This window comes from Pseudoalteromonas sp. P1-26, assembly GCF_001401795.1.
Lineage (GTDB): Bacteria > Pseudomonadota > Gammaproteobacteria > Enterobacterales > Alteromonadaceae > Pseudoalteromonas.
Window position 1 is genome coordinate 60,041 of sequence record NZ_LKDX01000001.1, and the last position, 16,091, is coordinate 76,131.

Below are 16,091 nucleotides of genomic sequence, written 5' to 3' on the forward strand. Positions count from 1 at the left end.
AGGCATAAGTCGAAAAAGACCGCGTAAGTGTAAACTTACGCGGTTTTTTATTTGTATAGCAACTTAATCAGTCTCGTTGCTATGAAAGGCTCAATAAACTGAGCCTTTATCGCTATTACTTACGACGACGAAGTGCAAGTAATGGCAGTAGTAACACAATGAAGTGACCTAATGAGCCGCTTGAAGAACTCTTAGTTTCCGCTTCAGTTTCTGGTGTTACTTGTGAAGCGAATTCACAGCTACCATCATCTTCATTCGCAGTCGCATCATAGTTAGTCGCAGCAGCATCAGTACAACCAAGCTCTACACCATCAGACTCAACCATAAGCAAGAACTCTTTGCTTACTTTGTCTGCTGGGTTAGCTTTGTCTTGCACTGTGACTGTTACCATTGTTTCACCATGGAAATGTGCATCAGGGATTAAGTTAAACGACATTCCGTCAACTTCAGCCGTAACGTTCTCACCGGTTACCACTAATTCATTTGGCGACTGGTCTGCATCAACAACCATCACGTCAACACCATCGATACGGCCATTTTCTGCTACCGTCATATCAGCGATGTCGCTCATTTTCAGGTTGCTTTGTACGCCGATTGAGTGCATTAACATACCACCTTCTTGGCTACCTAGTTGGTAATCAAGGGTGATATCTTGCACAGAACCTTTCGCATCAGGCATAACCGTAGCAGTAAAGTTAAACTCAACTTCACTTTGCTCTGGGCCAACATAATCAAAACAGATCACTAAGTCATCTTGTAAGATCTTGCCAAGGTCGTCATAACCAACCACATTGCTTAATGCACCGTCTTTAAAGCCAGCAGTTGTAGAGTAAACACTATCACCACCTTCAATAAAGATAGTCCCTTCATCAACACCTGCGCCTAGGTTATCGTAAGCAAAAATAGCTTCGAACATACCTTCATGGTCATCGATACCACTACGTAAAATCACTTCATAGTCAAACGTGTCGCCTGTGTATTTATCAGTCACATTATCGAATTCCATGAATACGAGATCACCTAAGTCAGGACGCTCTTCTTTATACTGAGAAGCAATCGTTAGACCTGTTGGATCCGTTGGATGGCGAAGATTTTCGATTTCAAACGAACCACGCCAGAATGGTGCCAATGCTTCAACTAAGAAACCTGGACCGCGGTGTGCACTCATCATCCACCAAATAGGTGTGAACTGCATTGCACCTGTTGGGTGTAAACGTACTTCGTTATTATTTACTTGGTTGTAAATTTCAAACTTCGCACCTTCTTTATAGAATAACCAATCAATTGGCACATCAAAGTACACATTTGAGCCACCTTCATACCAAGCAGCTTCAGGTTGAATGCGGAAATCACCCCATAAATCGATATATCCCCCTGTCGAGAATTCATCAATCATTGGCGTTTTACACATCTCATTAGTGATGTTGTTAGTTACCACATAATCACGTTGTACGTTACGCGTTGCGTCTTGTGTACCTTGAATAGTTAACGTGTTGCCTTCTACAACTAACGAAGCTGCAACTTCTTCATTGTTTGAAGTTAGCGTTTCAGGCCAAACTTGCATGCCATCAGGAATCGTTAATGACAATGAATAGTCACGCGCCTTAGATTCATAGTTAGCTTTAAGTTTTACATTAACGTTAACTAAGTCCATAGCGCGAGCAGTGTCTTGATCAACATTTAGGGTAAGTGCTTCTGCATCACGCTTTAAGTTAACCGATGTAAAACCAAGGGTGCCTTCAGCCCCCTCTGCATTACCTAATGCAAAGCCGCCATAATAAACATCATTCGGTTGCGCATCTGGTAAATCCCAATTTACAGCAATTTCATAGTTACCATTGCCGCTGTGCTGCTGTGGCGCTGATACACTGAATTCACCGGTATTTTGCTCTTTAACAATGGCGTAATGAGTCACTGTTTGATAACCAACATCACGTGAACCTGCTAGAGCTGCAGTCGCAAACCAGTATTTACCAGGCTTAGGGTCAATAATATTACAATAGTTATCTTCAACACTGCTTGAAGAGTAACAAATCATCTCTTCATTTAGCGCTTTGATCAGTGCAGTAGAATCTTCCGCAATCTCTTCATCAGAAACCATGAATGAGCCGCTTTCATTAGCATCATAACCCACTATCAAGTGTGCTTTTTTCATTTGCCAACGAGGTTCAACAAGGTCTGCTAAATCTGTAGTTTGCTCGGTAGATGCAACTTTAACCATTAAGCGTTTTGTACCTTCTGGTACTTCAAACGCTTGGATATCCCACGCTTTTTCAACGCGGTCTTTTGTCACATAAGGTGAAACACCTAAGATATTTGCGGTAATCTCCGTTGGTTTTACTAGACCATAATAAGTCGGCGTAAATTCACTGTAGCTATCGGTATTAACTACGATTGATTCTGATGCACTTGCACGTGCCATATCGATATCAACCATGGTTGGTAGCTCATCAATGACGTTTTTCGCAACTAATGTGAAATGAGCATCAGGTGAGTCGCCATCAGTGTTCTTGAATAACACTTTACCGTTGAACCAAGCATCTTTATTTAAGATATTGTCCCAAGGCGCACCTTCTTCAACAGGATCAAGCTTCGACTCGATGATATTTGGCAACTTCATAGTAACCATCACATCTTGTGTTTCACCTGCTTGAAGTGTGAAATTACTTGGTGTTACGCTAACTTCTACACCAGAGCTTTCTTCTTCACCTTCAACAGCCCAACCATAAGCCGTTGCATCCCAAGTACCATCTTTTGTTGCCTTAACTGTACGCATCCACGTACATTCAAGTTCGCAGTCTTGGTTAACTAACGAAGGTAGGTTAAGCCACTCTACTAAACCACCATTGCGCGGGTTCGCATCATGATAGTTTTCAATAGTCTCATCCATGATAAGACCCGCATTGGCAGCTTGTGCTACGTCAATCGCACCGCCACCAGCCATGAAGTTGTAGTATGGGTCAATTAAAGTAACGCCGTTAGAAATACGTACTTTATTTGCCGTCATCATTAGCGCTGATTGAATTTCTGCTGGCGTCCAATCTGGGTGCATTTGCATCATTAGCGTCATTGCACCCGTAACATGTGGCGTAGCCATTGAGGTACCGCTCATGAAAGTCCAATCAGAAGCACTTGGATAAGCTGTAAATGGTTGGTCATCAGCATTCGCAGCATAAATATCAACACCTGGTGCAGTCACGTCTGGAACAAGGTTATTGATGTAATAACTTGGTCCCATAGAACTAAAGGTAGCAAGTTGATTACCTGCTTCTTCATCAAATGAATAGTTATTTTCTGGCTCGCCAATTGTCGCAATAGCTGCGCCATCAGGGTTAGCATTAACCCAATTACGAATTGTATAGCGTGCGTTTGATGGTAAGTGAATACCTGGGATCACATAGTTATCAGCAACAAGGCTCTCTGCAGAACTAATGTTTTGTAGAATAAAGCCGCCCGCTCCACCAGCTGCCACGTTCTTTGCTTTATCAACACGCGCAATGTCACCACGTAAACAGATTACAATTTGGTCTGCTGTAAACGTGCCAGCAGGGAAAGGTGCGTTACAGCTTGCTGCATCGTAACCATCACTTTCATTAGGATCGTCGTATTTTTCAGCAAGAACAACTTCGCCAGTAATACCGCCAGAGAAACTCTTACCTGTATACTCACCAGCATAAGGCGTGCGAGTACCTTGGAAGTTATTTATGGTTTTAACACCTAAATCCATCACGCGGTCATGAGTTGATGCACCAACAGTGGTTACCCACGGTGATGTATGATCCGCTGAAATATAATAAGGACCCGAGTTACCCGCTGCAGCTGCCACTGAAATGCCCGCTTCGCGTGCACTTAAGAAAGCCATTTCCATTGGATCTTCCCATGGGAAGCTTTCGCTACCACCAATTGAGAAGTTGATTGCATCGACACCATCTTCAATCGCATCTTCAAATGCAGATAAAATTGCTGATTCAGGACAGCCTGAGTAAAGATCGCCAGAACGGCCTGCATAACAAACTTGGTACGAAATGATATGCGCACGAGGTGCCACACCACTGGTACTTTCAAACGTAAATGGTAAGTTTTCACCATCACTTACTGTCTCACCTGTTGCAGCTTGAAGCGGTGTGTTTTCGATGTAATTACCCGCCGTAGTGCTTGCTGTGTGAGAGCCATGACCATTATAGTCTTCACCATTTTCAGGGCGGCGATCTGCACGTGCAAATTGATAATCAGCATTCATTGCAGTGATTTCTGGGTATGAGCGAACACCGATTAGCTTGTCATTACATAGCTCAGGTTCTTCCTCACAGTCACCTACAAAGTTACCTGCACCTAGTGGATTTTTCTCACTGTACTCTTCGTCGCTAGCAAATGCTGGATGGTCTGTATTGATACCTGTATCAATAATACCTACGACCATACCTTCACCTTTAACACCTACCGATGAAGCCGGTGTTGCACCCTGCCATAATTGATCAGCACCAATAAACTCAGGACCACGGTCTGTGCGTAATTCAAAAATGCGGTTAGGAGTAATACGCTTTACGCCTGATTGTGTCGCAAGTAGCTCTGCATCAGCTTGTGTCATTTCGACCACTACCGCGTTATTTGCAAGAGTAAATTGCTTTTTAATCGCAATATTGGCACCTATTGCACGCGCCTTACTTAATACTGCTGTTTGACGTTGCTTTAAAAAACCTTGATACGCGCGTACACTTTGCGACGCTGTATCAATACGCTCTTTAACCATTAAAGAGCGAGATTCAGTAATAGCTGTAGCGCTGAAGCCTTGAATATTACCTTGATAACTTGCTACAGGTTCATCATGCATTTGTACAATGTATGTTTGAATGCCTGTCACCCCATCTTGAGGTTGAAAAACATGTTCTGGCTGCTGACTTTGATAGTGCTGGTTTAAGCGTTGAGCACTTCCTTTGAGTAAGCTTGGATGATCTTCGATTTGTTTTTCTTGTTGATAATTCGCGATATCTTCAGCTGTAAATGTTGGCTGATAAAAGCCTTTATCAGACACTTTGTTAAAGCCCGGCTCTGCCGCAGCATAGCCTGTAGCGCCGACATACAAGGCTGTAAGTACGGCTACTGAACTTTTTTTCAAGTGTGCGATTTTCTTATTGCAAGGTTGCATATGATTCCCACTGATTTAATTCTAAACAGCTCATAAATTGCTTGAGCTGACACACTAAATTATTTAGCAGGCAAACATATACAGAGGGGGATTTACATGGTCAAACCCGCCTGTACACACTTGAGATACAAAATTAACATTAAACAAACACCAGAGCGGTAAAAATAAACGCATTGAAGGATATTTATACAAAATGTAGCGTTTTGTACAAAATACGATTACAGAAACAAAGTGAGTAGTGAAAACAGCTAGAGAAAGGCATCCCTAGCTGCTAAAAAATTAGAAGTTATAACGAACCGAAAGTGCAAGGTCTGAGTAATCATTTGCATCACGATAGCTTGCGCTTATCAGCCAAGCTGGTGTAAAGGCATAGTTTGCCCCCACATGAAATACAGCATTATTTTCGCTCTCTTCGTCGTGCAAACGCTCGTAGCCAACGCCAGCGTTGATCTCAAATGAATCAGTTAATAGATGTCTGATTTGCGCGTTAGCAGACAAAATATCTGCGGTTTCTGAATTTGAGTGATTCTCTGAAAAGCTATTAAAAACTTGATCTTGGTATGATACAACTTCTTTAACATTAAGGTCAGTTTCTATCTTTAACTGGCCAATCTTTGCTGAAAAATCAACTTTAGTGCGATCGGATAGCGAATAAATATAACCTAAACCAATTTCGTATCGGGTCATGTCAACATCATAATCGAAAGTATAAGCTATGACAGTATCACCTAAATAATTATCATTGCTATCGTAAACACCTGAGCCATTGAATTCATTCGTTGCAGTCACATCATCATTTAAAATTGAATAATGACCTGTAACATACCAATTCTCAGCAAACTGCTTACTGAAATTAAAGCCATAACCTTTAGGAGATAGCTCATCGAAGTCATCAATTTCTGTCTTTTTATATCCGGCTTCAACAAAGTCATAGCTTAGAAGTGAGGTGTTTTCTGCCATGACAGCGGTAGAAGCAAGTGATAATGCGCAAGCAAGAAGAGTGTATTTCATTTGTTAAATCATCCTAATTATAAATCGTGGACAATCTACCAAAGCGAGCAAGGACCCGCAATGGAAACAACATTCGTTTTTGTAGTCTAAATGTAAGAAACTGTTAGAGTCATTAATAAATTAAGTGAGTAGTTATGTAGTATTTAAACTTCGTTAGCGACAAGTTTTAACCACAAAGTGATTAACTGATACTGTTAATTGATATTAGTTAAATAAAGGCAGAGAACTGGTTTTGGTTCGTGGGCGAGGTAGCCGCTTGATAAAAATTAGCAATACGTGCGGCACGCTCGTCTACTTCTACATCACGCTTGGCTGTTTTAGTTTCGCTGGTTTGAGTAGCGCTATCTTCGGCATACTCACTGTTTATTTTGAAGGTCGATTTGCCTGAGTCAGCATCGTCATCAACTGATTGACTGGCAAGCTCAGCTTGCGCTGCCATAAGCTTTTGTGTGGCATCGGCAGCAATTGAGCGATCAGCACTTGAAGGCTCTTGAGGTGCAAGCGCAGCTGCACGCACCGTTTGCATTTTTTCAATTGTAGCTTTTGGGTCGCCTTTGATTTCAGCAACGTCAATTTGCACCTCACCGCCCACGGCATAGTTTGTACCATCAGGGCCGCGTTGATACTCATAACTTGGTGAGCCAGCATATTGCCCCCCTACGGTTGCATGCGCTTGTTCATGAATACGCACTTCGGTATCGCGGGCTTTTAGCTCTTTAATTTGCTCAGTGTCTTGTTGCTCTTGCTCTGCAACCTTTTGCTCTTTTTGCTGCTCTTGTTTAGCTTCTTGCTGTTCTTGCTCTGATTGTTCAGGCTCACCCTGCTCACCACCTTGCTGACGTTCTTCAATCACTTTGTCTTCAGCTAGACGACCTTTAGCATCATACGTACCAGCTTCAGAACCTGGCTGCTTGGTTTTGTCGCCATCATTCAGGGTTTTATTTTCTGCGTTACTCGGCTTGGTAGCAGCAGGAGGCGGGATCACTTCACGTAACTGATTATCACGGCGAGCACTTTCGGTGTGCACATTCGCTGTGTTGATATTAATCGAAGGAAACGGAGTGACGATATTCATAAGTACTAAACTTTAATATCTATTAATGTACCGAGCACTTCATCAGCAGTCTGAATCGTGTTGATATTGGCTTTTGCATTAAACTCTTCAACTTTTAAATTAACGAGCGACTCATCAATTGGGGCAGGTTGTGAAACTGGCGGAGTTACAGCTTCATTTGGAGTTGCCGCTTGTAATTGGCGTTGTTGAGCTAATTGGGCATCATCTTGCTGATCAATTGAGGCACGGCTAATCTCAGCGCTCGCCTTTTCGATACCTTGGCTTGCACGGTTATAACCTTCTACCGCATTATTAAAAACAGAACTGATTGGCATAACACCCTCCAACAGTAAGATCTACCCGTTAAGTATCGCTCATAAAACGAGCAAAATAAAGCTAAATCCCGCTATTTTTCTGGCCTCTCAGCGAGTTTTGCTTAACACATTGATTTCAGTGCTGATATAAATGACGCTTTATGTGAAATAAAAGGCGCGTGTGAGGCCTTATCTAAAACTTCATATTCAAACTGAGGGTGTAAGGCATGCATTTTTTCAATCGCGCGATAAGGTACTAATGAATCTAAGCGACCGAAAATACCACGCACAGGTACGCTAAGGTTAGCGAATAGTTCCCGTAAATCATCCTGCTGTAAAATGTCTAAGCCCGCACTTAAAGCTTGCTCTTGAGGCGCAGGGTATTGGTTTAAAAGTGCTTTAAGTTGCTTAATGTCATCTCGAGCTGATTCACTGCCCATTGCTTGTATCGCCAAAAACCGTTCTATCGTTTTTTCTCTGTGACTAACTAGCTGATCTTTAAATGCGTTCAATACGTCAGGTTTAATACCCGGCCATTCGTCGGTTTGCGCAAAAAAAGGCGTTGAGGCAACCAACACAACCTTTGCGACTTTGTCAGGCCAATGTGCTGCAATATACAAGGCAAAAAGCCCGCCCAACGACCAGCCAACAAGAATAGACTTTTCATTTAGCTGTGTACTTAGTTGCTCAGCTGCAGCGTGCAAAGTGTAAGGTGTAGGGATTGACTGCGCGTTACCAAAGCCAGGTAAATCGAGACAACGGACTTCACCATCATGAAAAAACTCAAGCTCAGGTTTGATCACTTGCCAAACCCCTTGGTTCATTCCCCAGCCATGTAATAGCACCATCTCATTTTGCATATTTTGTATTTCCCAACCACACTTAGCGCTCATAATAGCGTTTAAAGGAATGAATGCAATGTCTCACTTACCTCATGCCTTAAAACTAGGGCTAGACGCACTATTCCCCAACTTTTGCATTAGCTGCCAAAATCACATACAGGCTGATCAAGCTTTGTGTCAGTATTGTTTAGATGACCTTAATTTATTTGACCTTACACGCCATCCAAATTTGTTACACCGACCAGATATATGTGATGCATTTCCTGATAGTAATTTTGATCATTTAATTGCCTGTGCTTGGTATCAAGCGCCTTTTAAGCTTTGGCTCAAGCAATTGAAATTTAATGACCAGCAATATTTTCGTGTGGCACTACAACAAGTAGTAGAGAAACAGCTGCAATTAGCTCGTCAAGTTAATACAAATTGGCCCGATCTTTTTATTGTGCTGCCTCTGCATAATCAGCGCTTTTTGGCACGCGGCTTTAATCAGGTAAGCCAAACTTGGCTGCCTGTTTTGAAAAACCAACAATGTACTGTTAGCACGGCTCTTTACAAGCAAAAAGCAACCAAAGCGCAATCACAGTTAAGTAAAGCGAAAAGAGTTAAAAATCTACAAAATGCGTTTTTTTGTCAGCAAGATTTAACAGGAAAAACCGTGGCAATTATTGATGATGTGATGACCTCTGGCGCAACCATAAATGCTGCGACAGAAGCCATAAAAAATGCAGGGGCAAAGCAGGTATGGGCTATGCTCACTTGTCTAACAGGGTTAGGCAACCTGCATTATGATTAAGTGTGATTATTTATCACCAGAGGCATGAAAGGCATTACCAAAAAATAAGGCATTGCTTAGTAATCGACTCGTGCCGTACCAGTAACCACGGAATACTGGGTTATCTGTCATGCCTATCACACTGCCTTTACCATATGAATGCGCAATGAGGCCTGCCGCGCCCGCTACTTGCTCTACATTTACGTCATCAGTAAAGCCAGCTAAAAGCGGCTTATCTGTGTAAGTAAGCACATTAACAAAAGGTGAGTCTGATTTCTCAAGTAGCCAAGTGCTATTCTTAAATACTGGTAATGTATTACGGTTCAGCGAATACGTAAGTGGATGAGATAAATCCACAGAGGTATTAAAAATTGCACCGGCAATACGCTGACGACCAGCTAAGTCATCTTTATCAGCATAAGTAAGTCCTGTTGTATCAAAGGCACTGGCTACATCGCGACGAGATAAGTAGTTTGCTTTTAGTAGCTGCTGATCAGCTAAGAACTTAGCACCACCTTTGTGACCCCAAATAACACCGCCTTTACGAACCCACGACTTAATAGCCACTTTAGTCGCATCATCAAGGCGATTAAAATTTCCGTGCGCTAAAATAATATGGCTGTAGTTCTCAAGGTCGATGTTACCTAAGCGCTCCATTTCGATAATGCTTGGCGCGGTGCCAACAAAACGATCTAAGTAATACCACACTTCACCAAGCTCATACTGGCTAGTTCCTTGACCACCCACGAGTAATACTTTAGGCGCTTTCACAACCGCCATTGCACGAGAACCTAAATCAGCACCTTTAACCGTTAAGCCCGAACTAATTGGCGTAATTTCAATGCCAAACTCATTCTGTGCTTGGTTTAAATAACTAACCCAGTTGCTATCAGTTTGCAGACCAGCAGGAACAAGAATACTACCTGGTTCAAAAGCTATTTCACCTGATGGCGTTTTTGCTGTAAGTGGGCTTAATGCCACGCGTGCTTTCACACCTTGTTCAAGCAAGCTATTAAGCATTTTTGGCGCTAGGTAATCATCCCATTTAAATGCATAGGCATAGCTTTGCGGTAATGCTGCAAAGCTTGACTTAACACTTTGCTGCCAAGGCATTTTTGCCACATTTAAGCCCCAGTTGCTGCTTACCTTTGCAAATTCTAAATTAAAGGCATGAGCAAGTGTCCAGCCAGACACATCATAAAACGTATTATCAACAAAACGCTGTTGCTCACTGAAAATCGCTTTAATTAAACGAAATTGTGGCTGTGCTAATGGTACATAATAGCTCTGCTCAGAAAAGCTTTGACCGTTTACTTTTAGCGGCTCTTCTAACATGTACGCATTGATTTGATGTTGTCTAAGTAAATCAAGGAAGTATTGCATGCGACTTTGATCAGCGCCGCCTTTGACAACATACCCTTTAAAGTCTTCATCATCAGCAAGATCAACTGCTTTGTTGTAAAATTTTGCTTGATAATCAAGTAAGTCTGTACGGTTATCAATCGCCGCTTGGAACGTCGATAAGCTAGTTAATAACTGATTTTTAATCGTAAACGGGAAGCTTAACGGGCCGTTAATAGTTTCTTGTAAGTGACCACGCGAGCTCGCTTGTTCAAATAAGATGCCTACACCGCCATTTACGTCTGGGTAAGTTGAGCCTTTCCCATAGTAAAAGTCATCAAAGCTTTCTTCAGTGAAGTAAAGTGCATTGTGCTCATCAAGTGTCTTTGCATGATAGTTTGCAATTGCTTTAGTCAGCGTGACATTTTCTTCTGGCGTGATTGGGTGCTTACGAGTTGGGATCCCTGGTTGGAAAAAGTAAGTGCTGTTTGGGCCCATCTCATGGAAGTCAGTTAGGATATTCGGCTTCCATTGGTGAAACTGTGCAATACGTGCACGTGATTCAGGGTGTTGCAGTAACAACCAGTCACGGTTTAAATCAAACAAGTAATGGTTAGTACGGCTACTTGGCCAACTTTCGATATGCTCGCGAGTTTGTGGATCTGATGACAACTTCATGCCACGGTTGCTGTTTGCCCAATTAGCAAAACGTGCTAAGCCATCTGGGTTTAATGATGGGTCTAGTAAAATAACCGTGTTGTTAAGTAAGGCATCGATTTCTGGGCCCTGTGCGGCTGCAAGGTAATACGCAACGAGAAGCGATGCGTTGCTTCCTGATGATTCATTACCGTGAACACTGTAACCCATCCAAACAACCGCAGGCTGTTTGCTTGAGTCACTCGCTTCACCATTTAGGCGAGCCAAATGCGCCTTGCGGATTTGCTCAACTTGGCCAAGTTTGTCGGACGCTGTAACCGTTAGCATCACCAGTGGACGCTGTTCATGAGTGCGACCGATTACTTTAAAATTCATTCGGTCACTTTTTTCAGCAAGAACTTGCATATATTGCACAAGTTGATCGTGACGTACATGCCACTCACCCACCTCGTAGCCTAACACCTGCTCAGGAGTCGGAATACTTGGGTCAAATTTCACATCTTGTTCAAAGTAATAAGAAAGAGGTTTTGCTAATGCGCTGACGCTCACTAGCATGGTTAATATTGTTATTATGAAACGCATAGATAGCACCCGTAATTATTTGATGTTTTAACGCTACCATTCGATAAAATAGATGCAACTTTTTACGCTCAACACTGGCGACAACACGATGAGCGGAGTATGATACACAGTATCCGAGTAATTTAGTCAAGTATAGTCCGTTTTATGATCTCTATTTCTGAATCTGCACAATCTCATTTTGCTAAACTTTTAGCAGACCAAGCTGAACAAACAAACATTCGTGTGTTTGTAGTAAACCCAGGTACTTCGCAGGCTGAGTGTGGTGTTTCTTACTGCCCAGAAGACGCCGTTGAAGCGACTGATATTCGTCTACCATTCAATGGTTTTGATGCCGTTGTTGATGCAGAAAGCGCCCCTTTCTTAGAAGAAGCTGAAATCGATTTTGTAACTGACAAAATGGGTACTCAGTTAACGCTTAAAGCGCCAAATGCAAAAGCACGTAAACTTAGCGACGATGCATCACTGCAAGAACGTGTTCAACACATGCTTGAAACTGAAGTGAATCCACAGCTCGCTAACCACGGCGGCCAAGTTAGCCTAGTGGAAATTACTGCTGACGGTATCGCGGTACTGCAATTTGGCGGTGGCTGTAACGGTTGTTCAATGATTGACGTCACACTAAAAGAAGGCATCGAGAAAGAAATGATCGCCAAGTTTGACGAAATCAACGGTGTAAGAGACATTACTGATCACCAATCTGGTGAGCACTCTTACTACTAACCGGTATATTAAGCATGCTTAAAAAATGGGTATTTCGCTTAGGCAGCGACCCCAAGTTAAGCTTAAAACGCTTTCTTCGCGGCCTAGCACTGTTTGTGCTAGCCGTGATTTTTATTGCCATAGGTTACTATGGACCCGCACTGTTTCAATTAATTGGCCTAGCCATACTAGCAGTGGCTTTATTCTTTGCTGGTTGGGGCTACTTAGGTATTTTTGCCAACCGTTTTGCGCAAGTTTTAGAGCGCTCGTCTCCCAAAAATCACGACCCTGATTTGTGGAAGTAATTTAATCTAATAATTGCTGATTATTGATAATTTTACGGTAGCGAAACCACAACGTTAACCCCCGCATTAGCATAAAGCTGGTCATCGCAAACCATAAACCATGATTTTGCCAGCTACTCACTACCCAAAACAGTCCAAAAAAGCCCACTAGAGCACTAAATAGCATAGTATTACGCATGTCTTTAGCACGGGTTAAACCGACAAATACGCCATCAAATAAAAAGCAGCCCATCGCCGCGATAGGCAATATAATCACCCAAGGAAGATAAACCGTTGCAAGGCTGATAACTTCGGGCACATCGGTAAGTAAGCGAATAATTGCCTCGCCAAATAATAAAAATATAAGGCTATAAAACAGTGCAAATAACCCACCCCAAAACAAGCTCAAATTAACCCATAACTTAATCTGCTTAGCGCTGTGCTCACCTTTCGCTTTACCGACCTTTGCCTCACTCGCATAAGCAATACCATCAAGCGCAAAGCTCACTAACATTAAAAAGTTTAGTAACACGGCATTAGCCGCTAAGGTTGTTTCTCCGATACGTGCGCCATAAAAAGTCATAAAGCTAAAACATAGCTGGAGTGCTAATGAGCGAATAAAAATATCGCGATTTAAGCTTACTAAATCAAGTAACTTAGTAACACTTAACCAGGCTTTCACGGCAAGGTTAACACCTTGCTTTTTAGCGAGCTGTACAACTAACATCAGTGCAAAAGCAAGGGCGATATAATCAGCGATTAAAGATGCCCACGCAGCTCCAGCCACACCCCAATCAAGAAACACCACAAAATAAATATCAAGCACAATATTGGTTATATTGGTGATAAGTAATAAATAGAATGGCCCGCGGCCATAATGAACACCTAGCATCCAACCAAGTAAAACCAAGTTACACAAAGCAGCGGGTGCACTAAAAATACGAATCGAAAAATAGCTATTTGCTTGTTCTAAAACAGCTTCATTAGCATTTGATAAATATGCCATTAAGGATTGAATAGGTATACTCAGCGCTATTAATAACAGCGCTACTGCTGTTGCTAGTAACAAGCTGCGCTTTAATAGCTCAGCAAGTAAGGTGTGATCGCTTTTACCATAGGCCTGTGCAACTAATCCTGTGGTGCTCATGCGCAAAAAGCCTGCTAGCCAAAATAATAACGAGATAACTGCTGAGCCAAGCGCTATACCAGCTAAATAGTGAGCGCTTCCTAAGTGGCCGATTACAGCTGTATCAACTAAACCTAACATTGGCACGGTAATATTTGATAAAATCATCGGACCGGCTAATAACAGTAAACTTTTATGGTGTGCCTTATGACGTTTAAGAAAATGTTTCATTTAGTATTTGCAGTCCTGTTAGGTTTATCTTTGCGTGCCCATGGCGCAGTCATTCTACAGTATCACCACGTCAGTGAAAGCCTTCCTGCGGTAACCAGTGTCAGCAGCGAAACATTCACTGAACATATGCAATATTTAAAAGATAATAACTTCAACGTTATTCCACTAGATGAACTCATCACCTCGTTACAAGCAGGCCAACCGCTAACAGATAAAACTGTCGCGATTACCTTCGACGATGGCTACAAAAATAACTATGAAGAAGCAGCGCCTATCTTAGAGAAGTTTGGCTATCCGTATACTATTTTCGTAAATCCCAAACTAATTGATGAAGGCAAAAGCTATGTAATGACATGGCAGCAGTTAAAGGAGCTATCTAATAAAGGCGCCTTAATCAGTAACCACACACAAGTTCATAATTACTTGCATCGCAAACAGCATGGCGAGAGTGAAGAAGCATGGCTTGCACGTACTAAAAAAGATATTTTATCTGCCCAGCAACGCATTAAAGAAGAAATTGGCCACGATTTTAAATACCTTGCTTACCCTTATGGTGAATTTAATAATTCATTGCAACAATTAGTAAAATCGCTAGGCTTTGTTGGTATAGGTCAACATTCGGGTGCTGTAGGTATCCATTCTGACTTTACCCGATTACCACGCTTTCCGGCATCGGGCTTTTATTCAAAGCTTGATACGCTTGCCACTAAACTCGACTCTCAAGCATTCGCAATCAAACAGCTCAGCTATTCAGATAGCGTTACAAACGAAAACCCACCAAGTATAAGCATTCAATTTGATATGCAGGACTTTCATAAAAGTCAGTTTGCTTGTTATGTCTCTGGTATTGGCCAAGCAGACTTAACTTGGCTTAGTAAAGATACGGTGAAGATCACCTCACCTGAAAAACTGAAAAAAGGCCGCTCTCGCTTTAACTGCACAGCCCCTTCTATCGCGAAAAAAGGCAGTTACTACTGGTTCTCTCAACCTTGGGTTATTGTACCTTAGCAGCTTGTTTTAGCATTTGCGCTGCAACCTTATCAAGGCGAACCACTTCATTAGCCGCATTAAGCTCTACTGCGGCTTTAGGCATGCCCCATACCACTGACGACAATTCATCCTGTGCTATGGTGTAAGCCCCAGCTTGATTTAATGCAAGCATGCCTTTTGCGCCATCGCTGCCCATACCGGTCAATAACGCAGCTACCGTCGCTTTAGGGCAAGCCACGACTAAGGAGTTAAATAGCACATCAACCGCTGGACGATGGCGATTAACCAGCTCACTTGAATCAAGCTGACAAAACAAGCCGCCTGCTTTTTTTACTACACTCAAATGCTGATCGCCCGGTGCAATATACGCCCAGCCTGATTGTAGCTTATCGCCATGCTCAGCTTCTTTAACGTTGATTTTACACGTTCTATCCATGCGCATTGCAAACGAGGTACTAAATACTGGAGGGATATGCTGTGTAATAACAATCGGTGGGCAGCTTTCTGGCATACGCACGAGCACTTCTTTAATTGCTTCTGTGCCGCCTGTTGAAGCGCCAATTGCAAGCACGCTGTTTGCCTTAAATTGCAATGCTGTTAAAGAGCTGTCGTCTTCAACTTTTGTTTCTTTAAAAGCTCGCACTCTAGCGCCAGCTGCAGTACGCACTTTTTGATGTAATAAATGGGCATAACGCTGCAGATTTTCAGTGACATTGATTGTTGGCTTAGCAATAAAGTCAACAGCACCAATTTCGAGGGCTTCAAGTGTGATTGGTGAGCCTTTTTGAGTCAGTGTAGAAATCATCACAACTGGCATAGGACGAAGGCGCATCAAGTTTTTTAAAAAACTTAACCCATCCATTTTCGGCATTTCGATATCAAGCGTTAAGACATCGGGATTAAGGCGCTTAATTAAATCTCGGGCTTGATAAGGGTCTTCTGCCGCGCCAACGACCTGAATGTCTTGCGCTTGCTCGAGCACTTCCTTGAGTAAACCACGGATCAAAGCAGAATCATCAACTATGAGTACTTTGATCATTTG

Annotated in this window: 12 protein-coding genes; 4 read left to right on the forward strand and 8 right to left on the reverse strand. The window is 42.4% G+C overall.

Going from position 1 to position 16,091, the window contains the following annotated elements; translation table 11 throughout:
• Positions 1 to 115 precede the first annotated feature (115 nt).
• The 5 genes from AN394_RS00315 to bioH form a co-directional block, all read right to left on the reverse strand.
• Complete coding sequence (locus tag AN394_RS00315; protein ID WP_235576227.1) at positions 116 to 5,116, reverse strand: S8 family serine peptidase; 5,001 nt, start codon at positions 5,114 to 5,116, stop codon at positions 116 to 118.
• 309 nt (positions 5,117 to 5,425) lie between these two features.
• Positions 5,426 to 6,157, reverse strand: coding sequence for an outer membrane beta-barrel protein (locus AN394_RS00320; protein ID WP_055020523.1), 732 nt, complete (start codon positions 6,155 to 6,157; stop codon positions 5,426 to 5,428).
• Between the two features lie 208 nt (positions 6,158 to 6,365).
• Complete coding sequence (locus AN394_RS00325; RefSeq protein ID WP_055020524.1) at positions 6,366 to 7,232, reverse strand: putative metalloprotease CJM1_0395 family protein; 867 nt, start codon at positions 7,230 to 7,232, stop codon at positions 6,366 to 6,368.
• Positions 7,233 to 7,237: 5 nt separating this feature from the next.
• Positions 7,238 to 7,546: a hypothetical protein gene (locus AN394_RS00330; protein ID WP_054554434.1), complete on the reverse strand. Its 309-nt coding sequence runs from the start codon at positions 7,544 to 7,546 to the stop codon at positions 7,238 to 7,240.
• A 101-nt stretch (positions 7,547 to 7,647) separates the two neighbouring features.
• Positions 7,648 to 8,385: a pimeloyl-ACP methyl ester esterase BioH gene (bioH, locus tag AN394_RS00335; protein ID WP_055020634.1), complete on the reverse strand. Its 738-nt coding sequence runs from the start codon at positions 8,383 to 8,385 to the stop codon at positions 7,648 to 7,650.
• A 58-nt stretch (positions 8,386 to 8,443) separates the two neighbouring features.
• On the opposite strand from bioH, the gene AN394_RS00340 reads away from it, so the two are divergent.
• Positions 8,444 to 9,160, forward strand: coding sequence for a ComF family protein (locus AN394_RS00340; RefSeq protein ID WP_055020525.1), 717 nt, complete (start codon positions 8,444 to 8,446; stop codon positions 9,158 to 9,160).
• A gap of 6 nt (positions 9,161 to 9,166) precedes the next feature.
• Here AN394_RS00340 and AN394_RS00345 read toward each other — a convergent pair whose 3' ends face one another.
• Positions 9,167 to 11,719 carry a M14 metallopeptidase family protein gene (locus tag AN394_RS00345; RefSeq protein WP_055020526.1) on the reverse strand — a complete coding sequence of 851 codons (2,553 nt, stop codon included), beginning with the start codon at positions 11,717 to 11,719 and terminating at the stop codon, positions 9,167 to 9,169.
• Between the two features lie 144 nt (positions 11,720 to 11,863).
• Here AN394_RS00345 and nfuA point away from each other — a divergent pair, with 144 nt between their 5' ends.
• Together nfuA and AN394_RS00355 are read left to right on the forward strand one after the other, a co-directional pair.
• On the forward strand, positions 11,864 to 12,439 hold the full coding sequence (gene nfuA / locus AN394_RS00350) for a Fe-S biogenesis protein NfuA (protein WP_054554437.1): 576 nt from the start codon (positions 11,864 to 11,866) through the stop codon (positions 12,437 to 12,439).
• Between the two features lie 14 nt (positions 12,440 to 12,453).
• Positions 12,454 to 12,723, forward strand: a complete 270-nt coding sequence (locus AN394_RS00355) for a hypothetical protein (protein ID WP_054562862.1) — start codon at positions 12,454 to 12,456, stop codon at positions 12,721 to 12,723.
• 1 nt (position 12,724) lies between these two features.
• Here AN394_RS00355 and dinF read toward each other — a convergent pair whose 3' ends face one another.
• Positions 12,725 to 14,059: an MATE family efflux transporter DinF gene (dinF, locus tag AN394_RS00360; RefSeq protein ID WP_082422921.1), complete on the reverse strand. Its 1,335-nt coding sequence runs from the start codon at positions 14,057 to 14,059 to the stop codon at positions 12,725 to 12,727.
• Between dinF and AN394_RS00365 the strand changes: the two genes are divergently transcribed.
• Positions 14,036 to 15,067, forward strand: a complete 1,032-nt coding sequence (locus tag AN394_RS00365; RefSeq protein ID WP_055020527.1) for a polysaccharide deacetylase family protein — start codon at positions 14,036 to 14,038, stop codon at positions 15,065 to 15,067. The genes dinF and AN394_RS00365 overlap by 24 nt on opposite strands.
• On the opposite strand, the gene AN394_RS00370 is transcribed toward AN394_RS00365, so the two are convergent.
• Positions 15,054 to 16,088, reverse strand: coding sequence for a chemotaxis response regulator protein-glutamate methylesterase (locus AN394_RS00370; RefSeq protein ID WP_055020528.1), 1,035 nt, complete (start codon positions 16,086 to 16,088; stop codon positions 15,054 to 15,056). The two genes, AN394_RS00365 and AN394_RS00370, sit on opposite strands and share 14 nt — an antisense overlap.
• Positions 16,089 to 16,091 lie beyond the last annotated feature (3 nt).

Excerpts from the sequence above, each read along its gene's own strand:
- AN394_RS00320 (WP_055020523.1), bottom strand. The coding sequence starts at position 6,157 with ATGAAATACACTCTTCTTGCTTGCGCATTATCACTTGCTTCTACCGCT.
- AN394_RS00325 (WP_055020524.1), bottom strand. The coding sequence starts at position 7,232 with ATGAATATCGTCACTCCGTTTCCTTCGATTAATATCAACACAGCGAAT.
- AN394_RS00330 (WP_054554434.1), bottom strand. The coding sequence starts at position 7,546 with ATGCCAATCAGTTCTGTTTTTAATAATGCGGTAGAAGGTTATAACCGT.
- bioH (WP_055020634.1), bottom strand. The coding sequence starts at position 8,385 with ATGCAAAATGAGATGGTGCTATTACATGGCTGGGGAATGAACCAAGGG.
- AN394_RS00340 (WP_055020525.1), top strand. The coding sequence starts at position 8,444 with ATGTCTCACTTACCTCATGCCTTAAAACTAGGGCTAGACGCACTATTC.
- AN394_RS00345 (WP_055020526.1), bottom strand. The coding sequence starts at position 11,719 with ATGCGTTTCATAATAACAATATTAACCATGCTAGTGAGCGTCAGCGCA.
- nfuA (WP_054554437.1), top strand. The coding sequence starts at position 11,864 with ATGATCTCTATTTCTGAATCTGCACAATCTCATTTTGCTAAACTTTTA.
- AN394_RS00355 (WP_054562862.1), top strand. The coding sequence starts at position 12,454 with ATGCTTAAAAAATGGGTATTTCGCTTAGGCAGCGACCCCAAGTTAAGC.
- AN394_RS00365 (WP_055020527.1), top strand. The coding sequence starts at position 14,036 with ATGACGTTTAAGAAAATGTTTCATTTAGTATTTGCAGTCCTGTTAGGT.
- dinF (WP_082422921.1), bottom strand. The coding sequence starts at position 14,059 with ATGAAACATTTTCTTAAACGTCATAAGGCACACCATAAAAGTTTACTG.
- AN394_RS00370 (WP_055020528.1), bottom strand. The coding sequence starts at position 16,088 with ATGATCAAAGTACTCATAGTTGATGATTCTGCTTTGATCCGTGGTTTA.